17 protein-coding genes are annotated in these 19,545 nt (G+C 51.5%); 13 read left to right on the top strand and 4 right to left on the bottom strand.

Features of this window, described 5'->3' with window-relative positions:
- Nucleotides 1-17 precede the first annotated feature (17 nt).
- From AC4PHM_RS12235 to AC4PHM_RS12210, 6 genes are all read left to right on the top strand, one after another.
- A complete protein-coding gene (locus AC4PHM_RS12235; protein ID WP_492018044.1) occupies nucleotides 18-659 on the top strand; it encodes a bifunctional 4-hydroxy-2-oxoglutarate aldolase/2-dehydro-3-deoxy-phosphogluconate aldolase in 642 nt (213 codons plus the stop codon).
- A 158-nt stretch (nucleotides 660-817) separates the two neighbouring features.
- Complete coding sequence (locus tag AC4PHM_RS12230; protein WP_492018043.1) at nucleotides 818-1,885, top strand: PfkB family carbohydrate kinase; 1,068 nt, start codon at nucleotides 818-820, stop codon at nucleotides 1,883-1,885.
- A 246-nt stretch (nucleotides 1,886-2,131) separates the two neighbouring features.
- A complete protein-coding gene (locus AC4PHM_RS12225; protein WP_492018042.1) occupies nucleotides 2,132-2,938 on the top strand; it encodes an ABC transporter ATP-binding protein in 807 nt (268 codons plus the stop codon).
- A complete protein-coding gene (locus AC4PHM_RS12220) occupies nucleotides 2,931-4,892 on the top strand; it encodes a hypothetical protein (RefSeq protein ID WP_492018041.1) in 1,962 nt (653 codons plus the stop codon). The genes AC4PHM_RS12225 and AC4PHM_RS12220 overlap by 8 nt, the downstream gene beginning before the upstream one ends.
- A 56-nt stretch (nucleotides 4,893-4,948) precedes the next feature.
- On the top strand, nucleotides 4,949-6,268 hold the full coding sequence (locus AC4PHM_RS12215) for a MerR family transcriptional regulator (RefSeq protein WP_492018040.1): 1,320 nt from the start codon (nucleotides 4,949-4,951) through the stop codon (nucleotides 6,266-6,268).
- Nucleotides 6,269-6,484: 216 nt separating this feature from the next.
- Nucleotides 6,485-7,843: an MFS transporter gene (locus AC4PHM_RS12210; protein ID WP_492018039.1), complete on the top strand. Its 1,359-nt coding sequence runs from the start codon at nucleotides 6,485-6,487 to the stop codon at nucleotides 7,841-7,843.
- A gap of 163 nt (nucleotides 7,844-8,006) precedes the next feature.
- On the opposite strand, the gene AC4PHM_RS12205 is transcribed toward AC4PHM_RS12210, so the two are convergent.
- A complete protein-coding gene (locus tag AC4PHM_RS12205) occupies nucleotides 8,007-8,786 on the bottom strand; it encodes an SDR family oxidoreductase (RefSeq protein ID WP_492018038.1) in 780 nt (259 codons plus the stop codon).
- A 266-nt stretch (nucleotides 8,787-9,052) separates the two neighbouring features.
- Here AC4PHM_RS12205 and AC4PHM_RS12200 point away from each other — a divergent pair, with 266 nt between their 5' ends.
- From AC4PHM_RS12200 to AC4PHM_RS12175, 6 genes are all read left to right on the top strand, one after another.
- Entirely contained in the window at nucleotides 9,053-9,571 is a 519-nt protein-coding gene (locus tag AC4PHM_RS12200) for a DNA-deoxyinosine glycosylase (protein WP_492018037.1), read from the top strand.
- Between the two features lie 254 nt (nucleotides 9,572-9,825).
- The gene (locus AC4PHM_RS12195; protein WP_492018036.1) at nucleotides 9,826-10,464 is read left to right on the top strand and encodes a GntR family transcriptional regulator; all 639 of its coding nucleotides are present in this window, start codon (nucleotides 9,826-9,828) and stop codon (nucleotides 10,462-10,464) included.
- Nucleotides 10,465-10,782: 318 nt separating this feature from the next.
- The gene (locus tag AC4PHM_RS12190) at nucleotides 10,783-11,208 is read left to right on the top strand and encodes a GrdX family protein (RefSeq protein ID WP_492018035.1); all 426 of its coding nucleotides are present in this window, start codon (nucleotides 10,783-10,785) and stop codon (nucleotides 11,206-11,208) included.
- A complete protein-coding gene (locus AC4PHM_RS12185; RefSeq protein ID WP_492018034.1) occupies nucleotides 11,192-12,478 on the top strand; it encodes a glycine/sarcosine/betaine reductase component B subunit in 1,287 nt (428 codons plus the stop codon). The genes AC4PHM_RS12190 and AC4PHM_RS12185 overlap by 17 nt, the downstream gene beginning before the upstream one ends.
- Before the next feature lie 21 nt (nucleotides 12,479-12,499).
- Nucleotides 12,500-13,807, top strand: coding sequence for a glycine/betaine/sarcosine/D-proline family reductase selenoprotein B (locus AC4PHM_RS12180; RefSeq protein ID WP_492018033.1), 1,308 nt, complete (start codon nucleotides 12,500-12,502; stop codon nucleotides 13,805-13,807).
- A 112-nt stretch (nucleotides 13,808-13,919) separates the two neighbouring features.
- The gene (locus tag AC4PHM_RS12175; RefSeq protein ID WP_492018032.1) at nucleotides 13,920-15,026 is read left to right on the top strand and encodes a YkvI family membrane protein; all 1,107 of its coding nucleotides are present in this window, start codon (nucleotides 13,920-13,922) and stop codon (nucleotides 15,024-15,026) included.
- Nucleotides 15,027-15,249: 223 nt separating this feature from the next.
- On the opposite strand, the gene AC4PHM_RS12170 is transcribed toward AC4PHM_RS12175, so the two are convergent.
- A complete protein-coding gene (locus tag AC4PHM_RS12170; RefSeq protein WP_492018031.1) occupies nucleotides 15,250-16,392 on the bottom strand; it encodes an SLC13 family permease in 1,143 nt (380 codons plus the stop codon).
- 338 nt (nucleotides 16,393-16,730) lie between these two features.
- Here AC4PHM_RS12170 and AC4PHM_RS12165 point away from each other — a divergent pair, with 338 nt between their 5' ends.
- Nucleotides 16,731-17,204: a VOC family protein gene (locus tag AC4PHM_RS12165; RefSeq protein ID WP_492018030.1), complete on the top strand. Its 474-nt coding sequence runs from the start codon at nucleotides 16,731-16,733 to the stop codon at nucleotides 17,202-17,204.
- Nucleotides 17,205-17,314: 110 nt separating this feature from the next.
- On the opposite strand, the gene AC4PHM_RS12160 is transcribed toward AC4PHM_RS12165, so the two are convergent.
- Both AC4PHM_RS12160 and AC4PHM_RS12155 read right to left on the bottom strand, forming a co-directional pair.
- Nucleotides 17,315-18,049, bottom strand: a complete 735-nt coding sequence (locus AC4PHM_RS12160) for a TIGR03915 family putative DNA repair protein (protein ID WP_492018029.1) — start codon at nucleotides 18,047-18,049, stop codon at nucleotides 17,315-17,317.
- The gene (locus AC4PHM_RS12155; RefSeq protein ID WP_492018028.1) at nucleotides 18,046-19,344 is read right to left on the bottom strand and encodes a putative DNA modification/repair radical SAM protein; all 1,299 of its coding nucleotides are present in this window, start codon (nucleotides 19,342-19,344) and stop codon (nucleotides 18,046-18,048) included. The genes AC4PHM_RS12160 and AC4PHM_RS12155 overlap by 4 nt, the downstream gene beginning before the upstream one ends.
- Nucleotides 19,345-19,545 lie beyond the last annotated feature (201 nt).

The following is a 19,545-nucleotide window of genomic DNA, read 5'->3' as shown; positions in this document are numbered from 1 at the left end:
CTGGGAGGGTCAAACCTATGAAGCGAATGGAAACTCTAAAAAAAATAGCCGATGGTGGCATCATCGCAGTCATCAGAGCAGAGACCGCTGAACAAGGTCTCAAAATCGCGGAAGCGGTCAGGGCAGGGGGCATTCACGCCCTTGAGATCACCATGACTGTGCCGGGAGCCATTGAAATCATAAAGGCGCTTGCTGAACAATACAAGGGGACGGACGTTCTCGTTGGGGCTGGCACGGTCCTGGACCCGGAAACCGCTCGATTATGCATCCTCGCAGGGGCCGAGTATATTGTGAGCCCATGCCTGAATCCCGATACGGTTCGCCTTTGCAACCGTTATAGAATCCCCATCCTGCCTGGCATTATGACAATGAAGGAAGCCATTGAGGCACTGGAACTCGGCGTCGAGATCTGCAAGGTCTTTCCCGGAAGCGCCTTTGGACCATCTGTCATCAGTGCGTTCAAGGCACCATTGCCCCAAGGCAATTTTATGCCGACTGGCGGCGTCAGTCTTGAAAATGTCGGGGATTGGCTCAGCGCCGGTGCTGTGGCAGTTGGGACCGGCAGCGAACTGACCCGTGGCGCAAAGACAGGCGACTACACCCAGGTGACTGAAATGGCTGGGAAGTTTGTGGAAGCTGTAAGACAAGCGCGACTCTAGAGGGAAGTTATACAGGATTGGGAAGCCCGGTTTGGTGTCAGACACCGAAATGAACTTGGTGTCAGACACTGAATTCAACTTGGTGTCTGATACCAAGTTGAATCTGGTGCCATAGCATTCATCAGTACTTAAATTTTCAATATAAGGAGTGTCCGCCCATGTCAGCAAAAATTGTCACACTTGGTGAGATCATGCTGAGGCTGTCACCGCCAAGTCATCTCAGATTTGGTCAAGCCAATCAGTTTGAGGTTAATTATGGCGGTGGTGAAGCCAATGTGGCGGCCTCGCTGGCTCAATTCGGAATGGACGCCTGCTTTGTCACGAAGCTCCCTGACCATGACATTGGTCAGTGCGCGATTGAAGCTCTAAGAAGGCACAATGTCAATACCATGCATATTTCAAGGGGCGGAGAACGTCTTGGCATCTATTTTTTAGAGAATGGTGCCTCCGTCAGAGCATCCAAAGTCGTTTACGACAGAAAGCACTCCGCCATTGCGGAAGCTAACCCAGAGGAATTTGATTTCAATGCCATTTTTAGAAATGCGTCTTGGTTTCATTTTTCGGGCATAACACCAGCACTTGGCCCCAAAGCAGCGTCTCTTGTGGAAGCCGCCGTTATCGCCGCGAAACGGCACAAGGTTACGGTCAGCCTCGACTTCAACTACCGAAAAAAATTATGGACTTTGGAAGAAGCCAGACGCATTATGCGGCCTTTAATGACCTATGTTGACGTCTTTATTGGCGGCGAGCGCGACGCGGCACTGCTGTTGTCTGAGGATGAAGCATTATTACAAGCGGGTCTGACCCCAGCTGTCACGATGTCAATCCAGGATCACCCTATGGAAAAGGGTGAAAAAATCCATCAGACGGCAGAACTCCTTAAGAGCCTCAAGGAAAGATTTGACCTGCAATACATCGCGACCACAAGCAGAGACAGCCACTCCGCCTCGGACAACGGCTTCGAAGCAATGCTGTATGACGGCAGTTCGCTAATAACTTCAAAACATTACGAGCTGAGAATCGTCGACCGAGTCGGCGGCGGCGACGCGTTCGCAGCAGGCTTGATTTACGGACTGGCCTCAGGGCGTGCGCCCCAAGCGGCGCTTGAATTCGCGGTGGCGGCGGCAGCTCTTAAGCATACCATTTTCGGCGACGCAAACCTTGTTACGGTTGAAGAGGTTGACGCTTTGGCAAGCGGCGACATTGCCGGCAGGGTACAGCGCTGAGATCAGCCTGTAAAGCGGGACCCATACACTTCAAAGCAAGGCGCAGAGCACAGGGGGACAAGCGGAAGACAGACTCCGGACCGACCCCCTGTGCCCTGCGCCTTTCCTTATAGTCAGGGCAGTATTGTTCAGACTTTCTTAACACTTTTATAAATCCAATATGATAAACTTTTAGAATGAAGCGGATTTGAAACTGGGTGTCAGACACCCAGTTTCTCTCACCAAGTCCATCAAGGAGTGACTGCCATGTTGACACAAGCAACGCCTAAAACCGTTCTCACCCTCAAAAACCTCAAAATGAACTTCGGCGCAAAGGAAGTCCTGAAAGGTGTTGATCTGGAAGCAGGACGAGGCGAAATCATAGGCTACATAGGCCCAAACGGCGCCGGAAAGAGCACCACTGTCAAGATCATGCTGGGCCTCATTGAGGGCTACAGCGGTACTGTAGAGATTCTGGGCGAGGATATCAGGAATGCAGGCGTCGGCTACAAGCGGCACATCGGTTATGTCCCTGAGACGGCGGATCTTTATGACAACCTGACGGCCAGGGAGTACCTGACCTTCATTGGCGAACTCTACGGCATGACCTTTGAGGACGCGGACCAGAAAGCTCAGGGTCTGATTGAACTCTTCGGCCTGAAGGACGTCTATAATTCCCGCATGACCTCTTTTTCCAAGGGCATGCGCCAGAAGGTCCTCCTAATCGCCAGCATCCTCCACGACCCGGAGATTCTCTTTCTGGACGAGCCCCTCAGCGGCCTGGACGCCAACAGCGTCATGATCGTGAAAGAGCTGCTGGAAGCCTTGGCCAGAGCCGGGAAGACCATTTTCTATTCCTCCCACATCATGGATGTGGTGGAGAAGATCAGCCACAGGATCGTCCTGCTGGACGGAGGCCACATCGTCGCCAACGGTACCTTTGAGGACCTCAAAACTCTCAACCACGAGGGTTCCCTGGAGGCCATCTTCAACCAGCTGACGGGCTTTGACACCCAAAGCAAGACCGCGAATCAAATCATGCAGATCATTCAAGGGGTGACCCGGGATGACTGAAGAGAAAAAAATTATTAGTGATGTGCCGATGGTGACGGATCCGCAACCATCGGCAGAAGCTCCTGAAGTCTCTGAATCTCCTGAATCTCCTAAATCACCTGAATCTCCTGAATCTCTTGGATCACAGGGCGTTTCCCCGGACGCGGACACCCCACCCCTACACAAACACAAAAAAACCTTCAGCCCACTGAGCCTCCTGGACCGCTTCGCAGGACTCTTTACGAGAGCGGGCATCGACTACCCGGTCATGCGGCGGATTCTGGCAATTAAATTCCTCATGGACGGACGCAAGGCACCAAGCGTGGCCGGCAGCCAGAGCGGCGCTGCAGGGAAAAGCGGCAACCAGTTCCTGAAGTCCCTTTGGGTCTACGGCCTGATGGGAATCATCCTGATCCCGCTCATCATAATGGGGCGCAATTTCATGTTCCAGGTCAGCGCGGCTATGGGCATTGTGCTGTTCATGGTCATGACATCCTTAATTTCGGATTTTTCGTCGGTGCTGCTGGACCTCAGGGACCGGAGCATTGTCCTGACGCGGCCGGTGGAAGGCCGGACGCTGACGGCAGCCAAGACGATCCACGTCCTTGGCTACTTGCTGATGATCACCGGAGCTCTGACCGGGCCTAGTGTGATCGCAGGCTTTATCCGTCACGGCGCGGCCTTTGGATTTCTCTATGTGTGGATGATCTTCTGGATGGACCTTCTGGTGATCGTCCTGACCGCCATGCTTTACCTGGTGGTGCTCAGGTTTTTTGACGGAGAGAAGCTCCGGGACATCATCAACTATATCCAGATCGCTCTGTCTATTGCTATGGCAGTGGGGTATCAATTTGTGGGGCGGATGTTCCAGTTCGTCGATTTGGAAGTTACTTTCCAGACGGCCTGGTGGCAGTTTCTGCTGCCGCCGTTATGGATCGGTGCAATCTTTGAGGTGCTGCTGAACGGCAGCCGGGATCCAGTGTTAATGGTTATGGCCGCGCTCGCGGCGGGCGTACCGGTGCTGGCGGTCGTGCTTTATGCCCGGGGCATGCGAACCTTTGAGCGAAGCCTTGAAAAACTGGAACAGCGGGGTTCCAAGGGCAGCGCAAGGCTTGGAATTGGCCACAGGTTGTCGGGACTGGTCTGCAGAACTCACGAAGAAGCGCTCTTTTTCCGCTTCGCCCTCAACATGATCAAAACTGAGCGGGATTTTAAACTGCGGGTGTATCCGTCCTTGGGATTCTCGCTGATCTTCCCGTTCATTTTCATTCTCAACAGCATGCAGGGCAGCACCTGGGCGGAGGTCACCGCCGGGAAGTCCTATCTCTTCATCTATTTCACGGCCATGATGATGCCGACCATCCTGCTCATGATGAAGTACTCGACTAGCCACAAGGGCGCCTGGATTTATGCGGCGACGCCGGTGGGCGACATGGCAGCCGTTTACAGGGGGACACTCAAGGCCATGATGCTGCGGCTGCTGGTGCCGGTGTTCCTGCTGCTGTCGGCGGTCTTTTTGGTGATTTATGGCACGCGGATTGCCCTGGATCTGGTGGTGGCCTTTTTCGGCACCATGTTGTTCCTGATGGTATGCTTCAGGGTCCTGAGCAAGCGGCTGCCGTTTTCTGAGCCTTTCATTGCCGGCCGCAACGCGGAAAGCGGCAAGATGTTTCCCCTCACCTTTGGCGTGGGCGCCCTGGGCGGCCTTCACTACGGCGCGACGCTGGTGCCTTACGGGACTTTGGGGCTCCTTGCGGTATCACTCCTCCTGAACGTTTATATGTGGGGGCCTGGCTTTAGGCGGCATCTGGCTTCGAGGATCGAACGCGTGGATCTCACCCGTTACCTGGCCGAATCCCAGAGCGGAAAGTCGAGCCTTGGCCATGAAGAAAGCGAAGACAAGAGCTCTGCCGATGGTCACCGAAAACCACCCTTCAAGCTCGGACGTTCAGACCGGCTGAAGTGGCGAGGCTGATCAAAGCTTGAGTCGCTGACTGCTATTCACTTCGACTTATAGAGGGGGCATGCAATTTGAGAATTGGTGAATTTTCAACTCGCACCGGCGTCACGGTAGATGCCCTGCGGCACTATATGGATCTAGGCCTCCTCGTGGTTGAGAAAAGAGGCGGACAATATGAGTTTGACGAGCGTGTCAAAGCGGACTTGGAGAGGCTGCTTCAGCTCAAAGACATGGGCTTTTCTTTGGCTGAGATAAAAATGATCTTCCAGTTTGAGCGTCTGGGTGTCATGACGGATTATCAAAAAGATCTCTACTACCGAGGTTTGTATTCCCAGCGCATAAACACTTTACGCCTTGAAATCGAATCTCGACAGAAAGCATTGACCGCACTGGAGGGGGCTGAAAGGACTCTGATGAATGCGGAAGAGGCCAGGGGTGATAGGCTTCAGCAAACCGTGGGTCTTCCTCTGGAGGCTTTGCCGCTGCTGGCTTGCAGTCGTTGCGGCAGCGCGCTCTCATTAAGTGAGGGGGATGTCAGAGACGGAAAAGTCATCCGGGGCACGCTTGCCTGTGTCTGTGACTGCGGTGAAGAAGTCGGCCTGGTTGTCGAAGAGGGCATAGTGTTCGCACCGGAGCTTTGGGCGCGGCAATCTTCTGAGTTCGAAGTTAGGCGTCAGGCGATTGAAGCTAAAGGGAATGTCTCACAGGCGGGTAACAGCGCAGCGGATTTTCTGGAAGCCTATCTGACTTCCACAGATCCGGCATATCTGGACCGAGTCTACGAGGGACTAAACTGGGTTCGGGGCAGAGCGGACTTTACCGGTTGTCGCGCAGCCTTGGAGCTTGGCAGTGGTCATGGTTTCTATCTCAGGACGGTGTACGATAAGCTCCCTGAGCCAATGATTTATATTGCGGTAGACCACGACCCAGAGCGGCACCGCTTTTTGAAGAAAATTCTGGAAGGCGCCGCTGAATCCAGAAAAATCGTGCTTTTGTGCGCGGATTTTCGGGCGTTGCCCCTCAAGACTGACAGCTTTGATGTGCTTATGGATTTTACTGGAAGCAGCAATTATTGTTTTGACAATGACGGTTTTTTGCCTTCCCTTGTGAATCCGTTGATGCGAGAGGAGGCAAGGCTCTTCGCTTCCTATATAGTCTTTGAGCGATTTGGTCTGAATACCAGAATTCCAGCCGAACGGCGCAGCTGGTTTACGGAGGCGGGAGTGCTTGAGGGGTTGAAATCGCTGGGGTATAAGCTAGACGAGACTTACAGGACGCAGACTGTCAGTCAGGGCGGCGTTTTCGAAGACTATTTTGAGGCAGATGAGCGCGTCAAGACCGTCGTAGTGGTGGGCGAGCGGGGTTTGGCTGAGGTGACGGCAAATGATTAAGCTGTTTGAGTGTGATGGTGGGGGATACTGTGACCATCGGCGCTAACAAAAGGTTGAATGAGATTGGGGATTTGAACAGAGATGGTCCGCCCGGGAACTATGGGGTTAAGGCCATCTTTTTTTGTTTTGGCCTGAAATTTGGTCGAAATTGCGGCCACATGGCTGTTGACATGGGGTCAGACCCAGGGTGTTCAATAAGGGTAAGGAGGGAGTAACATGAACGCATTGGTGGAACGCAAGAATGTAGGATTATTTTTGGCGGGGAAAGCCGTGAGCCAGATTGGGTCGGCGCTATATACGTTTGCGGCCGGGTGGTATGTACTGGCGAAGACGGGAAGCGCAGCGACTTTTGGACTGACGCTTGCCCTTGGCATTTTGCCGATGGTCCTGGTCATGCCCCTCGCCGGCATTCTGGCCGACCGTGTCAACCGCAAGCGGATGGTGGTAGGGATGGACGCGCTGAATGGGCTGTGGTTTTTGGCTATGGGGTTGTATGCGGCAATTTATGGGTTGTCTCTGGGAGCAGTTTACGCGACAGCTGTGGTAACTACGGTGCTGACAACGCTGTTTTCAGTGAGTCTAGAGTCGTCAAAGCTGGCGCTGGTGACGGAGGCAAGGCTGATGTCACTGAATGCGTCGAGCCGCGTTGTAGAGTCTGTAGTGTCGGTGGCGGGGCCGGTCTTTGGCGGATTAGTTTATGCCTGGATTGGTATGGAGGCATTCTTGTGGATCAACGGTGTATCCTTTTTGCTGTCCGCGTTGTCTGAGAGCTGGATGCGGTATGAGAGTCCCGGTGGGGATTTAGGTTTAGTGTCTGACAACATGGATTCAGGTTTGAGGACAGTCCAAAATTTGATTTTAGAAGGGCCTGGGCATAAGGTGAGCCTGTGGCGCACTTTGCGACGAGAGTTTGGAGAAGGTTTGTCGGCGGTTTGGACTGACTCGGCTATGCGTTCTCTGGCCTGGCGATTAATGGCGATCAATTTTTTCATAGGCTTTTGCGTTTCTGTGCCGCTGCCGTATGTACTGCACCGCGCGCTGGAGGGTGGTGAGAAAGTCCTTGGTTTGGTTCAGGGGGCAACTCCAGTGGGCGTGATCCTTGGGGCGATTTTACTGGGAAGGCTTAAATGGGGTGTTGACCGGGCTATGAAAGTGGCTGGTGTTCTTCTGGCCTCGAGCTTTGTGCTTCTCGGAGGGCTTATGGGATTTATGGAGTGGCAGCTTGCAAATCTTGACACCGCAGTCGCGGCGCCTTTGATGTCCATTGCCTGGATGGGATTAATCCCTGGCATGCTGCTGCTTGGCATTGGTATTGCGTGGATTGATCTGCCGCTGATGTACCACTTTCAGCTGGTCGTGCCGGAGCACCTGAAGGGCCGGGTTCTCAGCGTAGTCATGAGTCTTGCGAAACTGGTGCTGCCTGTGGCGCTTTTGGGCGCCGGGGTTTTGATGGGGCAGGTGCCAGCAGGATTGCTGACATTGGTCGGCGGCGTGTTTTATCTGGTGACACTGCTGAAGGAATGGGGAAGAACGGCGTTTGAGACTGGAAACGGCAGAGAAGGCGTCGAGATGTAGAGTATGGGCGAAAGTTAGTGAATGCATGTTTTTGTTGGAGTGTTAGTTAGTGACTTTTGAAATTATGAGGGCTTTATGATTTTACACCTTCAAAAATGGAAAGCCTGGCGCGTGTGGTTGAGAAGCGTCTCAACCACACGCGCCAGGCTTTTTTTTGGAAGTGTCATTCCACATAGATCATCTTTTTGGTCATGCCCCCGTCCACGACAATATTCTCGCCTGTGATGAATCCGCTGCCCGGATCGATCAGAAACGCCGCGGTTCTGGCGATATCTTCAGGCACACCGACCCGCCCAACAGGGTGTTGGGACTTGTCTTCCTCGCTGTGCACGGTTGGGGTCGCCTTTGAGGCCTTTTGCCAGTCACGCGTCTCAATCCATCCGGGGCTGATGCAATTGACGCGGATTTCAGGCCCTAGACTGACGGCAAGGGCGTGGGTAAGGGCGACTATGCCGCCCTTTGACGCGGAATAAGCTTCAGTATTGGCCTCAGACATCAAGGCTCTGGTAGAAGCGAGAAGGACCATTGAACCGCCGCCTTCTGACTGCTTCAGGTGGGGGGCGGCGTGCTTTGCCAGGAGGAATCCCGCTGTCAGGTTGACGGCCAGGACGTGGTTCCAGTCTTCGAGGGAAAGGGTCTCCACGGGCTGATTTGCCGTGATGGCGGCGTTATGAATGACAGCGTCCAAACGCCTGAAGACTTGGATCGTTTGCGCGATGGCGATTGAAATATCGTTTTCGCTTCTGACATCGCTTTCGAGGACAAGGCAAATACCTTGATCTTGGGTAATAATGCGGAGCTCTTCGTTGGCTTCTCTGTCTATTTCCATAGCGGCGACGGCATAGCCAAGTTTGAGGAAGTGAAGGACGAGTGCCCTTCCAATGCCTTGACCGCCGCCGGTAATCAGGACGACCCGTGGGTTGTCATTGTTCGTTTGTGTCATTTTCGCAGCCTCGCTTTTTTATTATTTAATTGGTGAGCGGATGAGTTCCGGGATGGGGATGGGTGTTGGTGGAGGTGACCGTCGGCAAAACAACAGCCTTCGAACTGGCTGAGTTGCAGGTTCTTGTAATAGTTACCCAATATATGCTGCAAACATGTGTTAAACCTTCTCAGAAGGATGAAAGTTTGGGTATTAATTGATTATCCAGAATTAATAAGTGAAGCGGGATCGACTTTGATCTTTATCAAATCGTATGAGGTGAGCCCATGAGTCCTGATAATGAACGGCTGAGAGCTTTTTCGCCAATTGAGGCACCTGACGCCCGAGTTCTGATCCTTGGGTCAATGCCAAGCCGGGAGTCGCTGGAAAGGCAGAGGTATTATGCCCACCCAAGAAACCAGTTCTGGATGCTGATTTGCCGCCTGTTGAACGAGCCTTGTCCGGAAGATTATTTGGCGCGGAGGCGCATTCTGCTGGCACACGGGATTGCGCTGTGGGATGTGGTGGATTCCTGCAAACGGGAAGGGAGTGCGGACTCAGCGATTCGGGAGGTTGTGGTGAATGAATTTGGGCCGTTTTTTGCTGTGCATCCCTGCATACACACAATTATTTTTAATGGCGAAAAAGCCTATCAGCTCTATGAAAAGTATGTACTCAACTCTGTGACTGGGATTGAACTGAGCTTAATCCGACTGCCATCTACAAGCCCTGCATATGCGGTATCCTTTGAGGACAAATTGAAAGCATGGCAATTAGGCTTTGAAAAAGCTGGGCTAATCCTTTAGAAGGGCGGGGAGGATTGTGAAAGATATTTCAACAGGCTCAATAATAAACAGTTTGCATTGGGATTATTGCGTGTGTGTTACCGTCCGCGTCCCCAAGTTGAAAACCGTCCGCGTCCCCAACTAAACACCTAACGCATCAACCAAACAAAATTATTTGCGTCTGCTTCTTAAATTGCGTATAATTAAATTTGGGTGAAATACACAGTGTTTTTCAGACACTCAAAGCACTCAAATCCGTTTGAAAGGATACGCCTATGGAGAAGTCCTACAAAACCGAAGAGATCTATGAAATTTTAAAGAATAGAGTTGTCCATCTCGAGTATGAGCCTGGTCTTGTCCTAAACGAGGAAGAGCTGGCAGAAGAGTTCAACGTCAGCCGCACGCCCATTCGCAAGATCTTCCAGCAGTTAAATGCTGACAATCTTCTCAACATCATTCCGCGTTATGGCGCCCAAGTGACTTCGGTTGACTTCAGAAAGATGAAATCCATCTTTGAAGTGACGCGGCAGCTTGATCCCTTCGCGGCACGACTTGCAGTGGAACGCATTCAGCCTCATCAAATCGCCAAGCTCGAGGAGATCATGGGACGCCTGCAAAGCTACCGAATCCCCGAAGATTACCAAAAGGCCATTGATGATGACGAAATCTTTCACAAAACCATCCTGGAAAGCAGCGGCAATCCTGCGCTGGCAGAGATCCTCGGGAGGCTGCATATGCAGACAGAGAGAATGTGGCACTATTCCGAGCAGTATATCGACAACATCAATATTTTTACAGATACCTTGGGTGAACTGCTGGAAGCCATGAAAGAGCAGGATGTTGAAAAAGCAGAGCGCAGTGCCAGACAACATATAGATCAATTTGTAGAAAAAATCAAAAAAGAGATGCTGTAAACGTCAAAAACCTCACAATGTACTGTTAAGATTACACACCTGTGATCCTTCCTATAAAGAAGGGCAACAGGTGTTTATTTTTTTCTTTTTGAATTAAAACAAGCTGAACATGAGCAGAATCAAGCGTTGTAAAATTTGAGAATTAGCAATGTGTTGTTTTGATACAAAAACAAAAACATTGATAATCATTTGACTATTCGGATTATTTATGGTACTTTGAGAATACATTAAGTATTTCAATAAAATATAATAAGAATACGAACAATAAATCAAACAGATACAATTCTCATCCCCCGATCCAAAAGAGGAGGAAAGCATGTGTCCTATCGCATCGTCACCAACAATCCCTCGGTGAGGGAAAGCTATAACAGCAACAACATCATTTTTATTGACGGCAGCTATGAGGACGTCCTCATCAAAGTCAGAGATCTGGTCCACTCCGGCGTTGAGCTGATCGACAGCCCCCTGGGTGCCAGCATCAGAATGCTGCTCTCGCCCTACCGTTCGATTCTCGTCGGTACGGAGCGCCAAGCAATGAATATGGATCAAATTTTACTTATTGAACAGAGCATTCTGAACTACCGCACTCTGACCCAGCGCCGCAAGGCAGAACCGGAGCACGCGAATGATTACGCCGTGGTCGACAAAGAGCTTCTAAAAGCTTCTATACAAGCTTATGAAGATATGAACTGCCCAACTCATTCAAAATTTACCGGAGGTGAATTTCTTGAAACTCGAGCTTAGAAAAATCCAGATCAAAGATGTAGTATTCGGAGAGAAAATGGAAGTCAATGGTGGCGTTCTGTCCATCAACAAGGACCAGCTCGTCGCAAAACTCATGGAAGACCACAGAGTCAAGGAAATCAAAGTCGACCTGGCAAAACCAGGCGAAAAGACCAGAATCATTCCTGTCAAGGACTGCATTGAGCCACGTGTCAAGATCGAAGGCGAAGGCAAGGGCTTCCCGGGTGTCACAGGCAAAATGGTTCCGCTTGGCGACGGTAAAGTCAACGTTCTTGACGGCGCTGCAGTTGTAACTATTGGCGACATCGTTGGTTTCCAGGAAGGCGTTGTGGATATGTGGGGCGAAGGCGCGAAATGGACGCCGTTCTCCAAAACTTTCAACATCGTTGTGGACATCATTCCTGTCGAAGGTCTTGAGCCTCACGTTCATGAAGAAACTGTCAGAATCGCTGGTCTTAAAGCAGCAGAAGTCATTGGTGAAGCTGGCCGCAATGCAGAACCAACTACGGTCGAAGTCTTCGAAATGGGCAACCATGCAGAAGAGTCCGCAAAATATCCTAATTTACCTAAAGTCCTCTACGTCGAAATGCTGATCTCCCAAGGTCTGCTCCATGACGGTTACATCTACGGCGTCAACAGCCAGAAGATCCTGCCGACACTCATCCATCCGAATGAAGAGCTCGACGGCGCTGTCATCAGTGGCAACTGTGTTGCGGCTTGCGATAAAATCACGACATACCAGCACCAAAACAACTCCGCGATTCTCGATCTCTATGCGGAGCACGGCAAAACCATCAACTTCCTCGGCGTCATCCTCACGCCTGAGCTGACAACTCTGGAAGGCAAGTTCAGAACCTGCGACTACACTGCTAAGCTCTGCACCATGATGGGTGCGGATGGTGTTATAGTCTCCGAGGAAGGTTACGGCAATCCGGACTCCGACCTCCTGATGATCTGTAAGCGCCTTGAAAAGAACGGCATCAAAACCGTCCTGATCACTGACGAGTGCTCCGGTTGGGATGGTATGTCACAGCCTCTTGCAGACACGACTAAAGAAGCTGTCGCCGTTGTATCCGCTGGCAACGTCAGCCACGTCGTCACGCTCGAACCGGCTGACAGAGTCATTGGCAGCGCTAAAGCAATCTCGACGCTTGCTGGCGGCTGGGATGGATCCCTTTCCGAGGATGGCTCCATTAAATGCGAGCTCAACGCTGTTATTGGCGCAACCTCCGAAATTGGATACCACAACTGCACAGTTAAGCTTTACTAAGACGCGAGAGGAGGAAGTCAAATGTCGAATCCATTCAAAGTACTTTACTATGTCAACCAATTCTTTGGCCAGGTTGGCGGCGAAGAAAAAGCCGGCATCGAACCATTCTATAAAGAAGAAAAAATCGGCCCTGCAGCAGGCTTTGAAGCATTGCTGGAAGGCGAAGGTACAGTCGTTGGCACCTTGGTCTGCGGCGACAACTACTTCAATGAGCACAACAAGGAAGCGTTTACTTTCATTATGGATACCATTAAAGCAGTAAAGCCTGACTTAGTCGTCACCGGTCCTGCTTTCAACGCCGGCCGTTACGGCATGGCTTGCGGCGAAATCGCTGCCAAGGTCACTGAAGAGCTTGGCATTCCAACACTCTCAGGTATGTATAAAGAAAACCCGGGCCTCGACACTTGCGTCAGCAAGGTGATCGTCGTCAGCACACCTGACTCAGCTGCGGGCATGAGAACAGCGCTGCCTACCATGGCGAAAATTGCACGCAAGTTAGCTAAAGGCGAAGAGCTCGGCGCGCCTGAAGCAGAAGGCTACATTCCTCAGGGACGCCGTCTGACTGTCTTCTCAGACAAGCGCGGCTCCAAGAGAGCGGTTGAAATGCTCCTCGCTCGCCTTAATGATCAAGCGTTTGAAACAGAGCTTCCTATGCCTCAGTTTGACCGCGTTGATCCTGCAGCAGCGATTAAGGATCTTTCCAAGGCGACGATTGCTCTCGTTACCAGCGGCGGTATCGTACCGTTTGGCAACCCTGACAGAATTCAATCCGCAAGTGCCCAGAAGTGGGGCAAATATAACATTGCAGCCGCAGCTGCGCTCAAAGGTGCTTATTACACGATCCATGGCGGTTATGATCCTGTGTATGCGAATGAGACTCCGGATCGCGTCGCGCCGCTGGATGTCATGAAGACCCTCGAGAAGGAAGGCGTCATAGGTAAGGTTTATGACTACTTCTACACCACAACGGGTACTGGAACGGCTGTTGGCAATTCCATGAAGTTTGGTACAGAAATTGGCGCTGAGTTGAAAGCAGCCGGTGTGGACGGCGTTATCCTCACCTCGACGTGAGGCACCTGTACTCGTTGCGGTGCAACGATGGTTAAAGAAATCGAACGTTATGGCATTCCTATAGTTCACATGTCCACCATCACAACCATTTCCCAAGCTGTAGGCGCGAACCGTATCGTCCCTACAATCGCAATTCCTCACCCGGTCGGCAACCCAAGTATTGCAGGCCCTGGCGAAGAAGCACTCAGAAGATCTCTTGTGGAGCGCGCAGTCAAGGCACTCGGAACAACCGTTGAAGATATAACGATTTTTGACTAGAAAAGTGAACCTACCGCAATAAAGGTGACGTGCTGCTGAGGGTTTGCCGATGGTGACCATCGGCAGGCTTCTCAGCAGCTTTCACACTTTCGGGGTATAGGAGGCGAATTATATGTCAGAGGAAAAACTCAGCTATAAAACGATTGTCATCTACGCAGGCGCGTTTATCGCGTTCTTGATTGGATCGGGCTTCGCTACCGGGCAAGAAATCATGCAGTATTTCACTGCCTATGGGTTCAAAGGGATCTTGGGCGCAGTTGTCGTCTTTCTTTTGTTTCTCTATGTTGGCGTCAGTTTTATCACAACGGGATTTGACAAAAAGTTTCATAAGGGCAGTGAGATCTACGAGTATATGTGCGGCCCAATCGTAGGCAAGTTCTTTGACTACTTCTCCATTGCTTTCATTTATATGTCTTTTATTGTTATGATCGGCGGCTCAGGCGCGACCCTGAATCAGCAATATGGTCTCCCAATTGATGTCGGTGGCATTGGAATGGGTATTTTGGCCTTCGGCACGGTGGTCTTCGGTTTGAAAGGCATTGTTGATGTCATCGGTAAAATTGGTCCGGTGATTACAGTTATGGCGATTGGCCTTGGTCTGACTGCGATCTTCCAGAATCCAGGCGGACTCACCAGAGCGGCTGAAATCATCCCGACCATGAATCTTCTGAAGGCTTCAAGCAACTGGGTCTACGCAGCCTTATCCTATGTTGGATTCTGTATGCTGTGGCTGGCCGCGTTTATGGCGTCTATGGGCGCTTCTGCAAAGAGCCGCAAAGAAGCAAGCTTGGGCGCAATCTTTGGCGCCGTAGGGTTCTCGCTGGCGGTCATTATAATGGCCCTCGGTCTTATGGCCAACGTCGAGCTGGTTGCAGGCACCATGGTTCCGTCGTTGATTTTGGCGGGCAACATCCACCCTACCCTCGCGATCATCTTTTCTCTGACAGTCATTGCCGGAATTTACACGACTTCTGTACCGCTTCTCTGGTCGGTCGTCGCACGAATCGCTGAGGAAAAGACGAAGAAATTCATTGTCCTGACAGGTGTTCTCGCTGTTATAGGCGTATTCGTTGGACTCAAAGTGCCTTTTGACAGACTCGTCAATATCATTTACGTCATAAACGGTTATGTTGGCATTCTGCTTCTGGTTATTATGCTTGTCAGATCTGCGCGCAGAATCGCTGCAGCAAAGGGCAGCAGCGTGAAAGACGCAGCTTAAACTTAATTCGTCACCAAGTTCTAAATATATAGACCCAAAGAAAAACCCATGTGCGACTGCAGACCTTAACCTGCTGAGGCGACATGGGTTTTCTTTTTTGAATAATTGACGATTTAACAACTTTGTTTTGGCCTATGGCTGAGTGAAACTCGGTGTCAGACACCAAGTTTCACTCTCATTTGTGAGAAGTAGGTGTCAGACACCTGCTTCCACCGAGCGGGATTTAACCACCAAAGCCAACACAGACCAAGGCGGCACCTAAAAGTCCAAACCACAGCAGTCCGGCGGCGTTGTAGAGAATAAAGGACTTTAGATACGGCTTGGCCTCGCCGGGATGGTCCTTCAGAAACAGCCTGTAGGAAATCACGCTGGCCAGGGAAGCGATCAGAGTCCCCATCCCGCCCACATTGACCCCCAGTAGCAGTGGTGCCCAGTCCTCCGTAAATTCAGACAGGAGTATGGCAGCCGGTACGTTGGAGATGACCTGGCTGAACAGCAGGCTGCTGAAATAGACGGCGACCGGAGTGCTCAGGAGTGTCTGCATCAGCGATATCACAGCGGGGATCTCCGAGAGTCTGGCCACTATGATGAAGAAGCCTGTAAAGGTGGCCAGGAGCCCGTAGTCAATGGCGATAAGGAGTTTTGGGCGGGCGATCAGGGTGACGGCAAGCACCAGGCAAAGGGTTGCCAGATCGCTGATCAGTCCGAAGACGGAAAGGATAATGACTCCGAACAATAAGACCCAGGGCAGCAGCTGCAGTGGGTGCGGATGGTCCGGAATCTCGAGGTCCAGAGACAGTCGTCGCGCGGGAAGTCTTGTGGACAGCCAAATGAGCCATACACCTCCGAGAACTGCAAAAGGCGCCACCACCTCAAAAAAGCTGGCAGCTGAGAGCGTGTAACGCGTAAGGATAAATAGGTTCTGCGGGTTGCCCATAGGCGTCAGGCTGCTCCCGATATTCGCCGCCAAAGTCGCGAGCACAACGGTACGAATCACAGGATAATGACCCCGGTGTCCGATGATGAGCACAATGGGCACCAGGGTGAGGAGCGCCACGTCATTTGTAATGAGCATAGCACTGAAGAAACTGAGGGCGACGACACCCAGTGCGACTCGCCGCTCGGAACCAAGCTGTCTGAGCAGCCGGATGGCTATGGCATCCAGGAGATTCAGCTGTTCGAAGGCCTTGAGGACGACCATCAAATTAAACAGCGTGATCAGCACCTTGAAATCCAGGTCTGTTGGAGTTGGCAGCTTTATAAGACTCAGCAGAGCGGCGGCTCCAAGTGAAATGGATAAGACAAGATCCCGGCGGATCCAATTTGTAAACTTGTTCCATAAGCGATTCAGTGCGTCGCAAATCATTCTCACCAGCTCCTTATTGCTATCGAAGCGATTATAGCACGGGGTGCCTTGAACAACAAGACGAAGCCAGCATTTTGAGTGGATTGACATGATTCCTCTCTAATTGATCCACGAAGCTTCATTGAACCACTTAGTAGAACGGATGAAAGAATAATCATGAAGATAGAATTGTTAATAAATCAACACAAATTTCCGAATCTTCAGTTTAATTTAAGGTGTACGTTGTATAATGAAATTGTGACAAAAGAATGACAAAAGTGGCGTAAAAGTTCCAATGTGTCGACGAACTTCTCGTGGCTATGACAGCTTAATTTACCAGACCCAGGGAGGAACGATATATGAATAAGCAATACGATCAGAATGGGGAGACAGATTCGGATCTGGTTCAGGAGAACTTGATGGTCTTTGAAAATCAGTCGTCCTGCCTTTCTGAGCCGATCTCCATCAAAACGGTTTTTTATGTTGAGAATCTCGATACTTCCAAACGGTTTTATACCACGGTACTCGATCAAAGCCCTATTCTCGATGAACCGGAACTCGTTGAGTTTCAACTGATGCGCAATTTCAAGCTAGGTCTGGTGCCGCTGAAGGGGATTGTACGTACGCTTAACCTCGCAGTGCGACACCGTCCCGAGGGCTGCATGCCGGCCTGCGAGATTTGCCTGAAGCATGAGGATCCGGAGGGGTGCCTGGTCCTGTTCGAAGCCGCCGGCGGTAAACTGATTCAGCCCCTGAGGCAAATGATCTGGGGCGAGGAAGTTGCCTATGGTCTTGATCCGGATGGCCACATGATCGCGTTTTCAAGAGCGTGAAGGCTGCAGCCAAGGTGAAACTGGTATGAAGGTGTGCGTTTGGCTGCCATCGGCCACAGGCTTCTCTTGCTTTTTCTTTTGCTTTTGCCAATGGTCACCGCCCCACATGATCACTTGATTTCAATCAAATATTTCCAGTACTTTTTTGGCATGTGCTGTCGCTGGCGTTCTGTGCTTTTTCGGCTTTCTATGGCAATGTGCTTGAAATACGACTGCCAAAGTGTCCTGTAAAATTCCTCTTCATCTGAGAAGGATTGAATTGTAGGCTCCAGCGCCGCCAGCCACCAGGTTTTCTGGTCGTAAAAGGCGGCGAGGTGCCGTCTGAGGTCATGCAGGACCCAGGTCTGATCGCCGAGGCGGCTGGCAAAGTGGGGGGCCAGCAGCGTCGTGATGTCGTAGGTGGGCTCATAGCAGCCGTAATAGATGCCGGACTTGGTTTCGGAAAAGCGGAGAAGCCCTGTCATGAGGTGGACTTCCCGCGTTACTTTTCGCGAAGCTTCAAAGACAGGCTTAACTGCGGGATGGGCCAGATGCTCCACGGCGGTGGGGCCGGTTTTGAAGGCGTAACGTAAAAAATGAAGTATGTCGGTTCCGATTTCAGGGTTTTCGCTGAAATACGCGTAGGAGACCCGCTTAAAAGTCTCCATGCCGAGTTTTTGAACAATGGCTTCGATCACCTTGCCTGCCTGGACGCTGTCCGTTTGGACGTCCTGAACATGCGCGAGCAAGAGGGGTGCGGGGTCATCATTTTTTTGTATGCGGATGTCTCCCTGGAGCCTGTAGGTGGAGGCAATGGCGCACATCAGGCCCTCAAAGCTGCCATCGTAGAGATAGAACTGCATCATCTTATAATCAACTCCTTGGAGGGTGGAATCCAGAGCCCGGGATTCAAGTCAAAGAAGGATAGTTGGGAAGAGGGCATCTGAAGCTTTAGAGGCTCCTCGCGCACCAGCAGTGGTCTGAGGATGCGGGTCTCGAAGTTCAAAGCTTCAATTTTTTTGCCGCTGCACTCAATGAAATATTTGGCGCGCTTCATGACGACTCCCAGCCCTTTGAGGTCTTCGGGCCGAAGGGCGCTGAAGCGTCTGGACTTGAGGATGCGTCTGGCTGAAACCGGACCAATGCCGGGGACCCTTAGAAGGGTCATGAGGTCTGCTTTGTTGATCTCTACCGGAAACTGCTCGGGGTGCCGCAGCGCCCACTGACATTTGGGATCCAGTTCAAGGTCCAGTTGTGGGTTGAGTTCATCCAGCAGTTCGCCGGCGGTATAGCCATAGAATCTGAGCAGCCAGTCCGCCTGGTAGAGCCGGTGCTCCCTGAGCATAGGGTGATCAACTTGGCCGGGCAGAACCGGGTGGTTCTGGACTACCGGGACATAGGCGGAGAAGTAGACACGCTTGAGCGCGTAGCGCTGGTAGAGTTTTTCGGTGAGGTTCAGCAAAAGGTGATCCGTTTCTCCCGTCGCGCCGACGATCATCTGCGTCGTCTGCCCCGCTGGGACGAAAGAGGGGGCTTTCTTGAAGGTGTTTTGGTCAGAGTGCGTCTCCAGGATGGTGTTTCGGATCTGGGCCATAGGCGCCGTGATGGTTTCCGGATTCTTTTCAGGTGCAAGCAGTTTCAAGCTTTTCTTGGTGGGGAGCTCTATATTGAGACTCATTCTGTCCGCGTAGCGCCCGGCTTCAGCGATCAAGCGTGGATCCGCGCCGGGGATGGCCTTCAGATGGATGTAGCCATTGAATTTTCCTTCGGTTCTGAGCCGCTTGACGACCTCCACCATCCGCTCCATGGTGTGATCCGGGCTCACCAGGACCGCGCTGCTGAGGAATAGTCCCTCGATGTAGTTTCTTCTATAGAAATTGAGGGTCAGTTCCAAGATCTCTGTGGGCGTGAGCGTCGCTCGAGGCACATCACTGGAGATCCGGTTGACGCAGTAGGCGCAGTCGTAGACGCAAACGTTGGTCATTAGGATTTTAAGCAGTGAAATGCAGCGCCCGTCATCCGACCAGCTGTGGCAGATTCCGGCCGCAGCGGCTGTTCCCAGCAGCCCTTGGCTTTTTCCTCTGGAGGTACCGCTGGAGGAGCAAGAAACGTCGTATTTGGCGCTGTCTGCGAGAATTTCGAGTTTTTTTTGCCATTCCATGGGAGGACCTCCTTTTGACTAGGTGGTGTCTGGTACTCGTTTGAAGTTGGTGTCTGACACTCACTCAACTTTGGTGCCTGTCACCAACTCAAATCTTGTGCCAGAGCTTGAAAATATTCTGAAAATTTGAGCCTTATTCGCAAAAGAACACATGTTCTATTTTCATTATACCCAATTCCTGTTACTATAGCAATAGCAAGA

The sequence above is a fragment of the Acidaminobacter sp. QWL-03 genome, assembly GCF_058683855.1.
This window is presented reverse-complemented; position numbering and strand designations above follow the sequence as displayed.

Excerpts from the sequence above, each read along its gene's own strand:
- AC4PHM_RS12235 (WP_492018044.1), top strand. The coding sequence starts at position 18 with ATGAAGCGAATGGAAACTCTAAAAAAAATAGCCGATGGTGGCATCATC.
- AC4PHM_RS12230 (WP_492018043.1), top strand. The coding sequence starts at position 818 with ATGTCAGCAAAAATTGTCACACTTGGTGAGATCATGCTGAGGCTGTCA.
- AC4PHM_RS12225 (WP_492018042.1), top strand. The coding sequence starts at position 2,132 with ATGTTGACACAAGCAACGCCTAAAACCGTTCTCACCCTCAAAAACCTC.
- AC4PHM_RS12220 (WP_492018041.1), top strand. The coding sequence starts at position 2,931 with ATGACTGAAGAGAAAAAAATTATTAGTGATGTGCCGATGGTGACGGAT.
- AC4PHM_RS12210 (WP_492018039.1), top strand. The coding sequence starts at position 6,485 with ATGAACGCATTGGTGGAACGCAAGAATGTAGGATTATTTTTGGCGGGG.
- AC4PHM_RS12205 (WP_492018038.1), bottom strand. The coding sequence starts at position 8,786 with ATGACACAAACGAACAATGACAACCCACGGGTCGTCCTGATTACCGGC.
- AC4PHM_RS12200 (WP_492018037.1), top strand. The coding sequence starts at position 9,053 with ATGAGTCCTGATAATGAACGGCTGAGAGCTTTTTCGCCAATTGAGGCA.
- AC4PHM_RS12195 (WP_492018036.1), top strand. The coding sequence starts at position 9,826 with ATGGAGAAGTCCTACAAAACCGAAGAGATCTATGAAATTTTAAAGAAT.
- AC4PHM_RS12175 (WP_492018032.1), top strand. The coding sequence starts at position 13,920 with ATGTCAGAGGAAAAACTCAGCTATAAAACGATTGTCATCTACGCAGGC.
- AC4PHM_RS12170 (WP_492018031.1), bottom strand. The coding sequence starts at position 16,392 with ATGATTTGCGACGCACTGAATCGCTTATGGAACAAGTTTACAAATTGG.
- AC4PHM_RS12165 (WP_492018030.1), top strand. The coding sequence starts at position 16,731 with ATGAATAAGCAATACGATCAGAATGGGGAGACAGATTCGGATCTGGTT.
- AC4PHM_RS12160 (WP_492018029.1), bottom strand. The coding sequence starts at position 18,049 with ATGATGCAGTTCTATCTCTACGATGGCAGCTTTGAGGGCCTGATGTGC.
- AC4PHM_RS12155 (WP_492018028.1), bottom strand. The coding sequence starts at position 19,344 with ATGGAATGGCAAAAAAAACTCGAAATTCTCGCAGACAGCGCCAAATAC.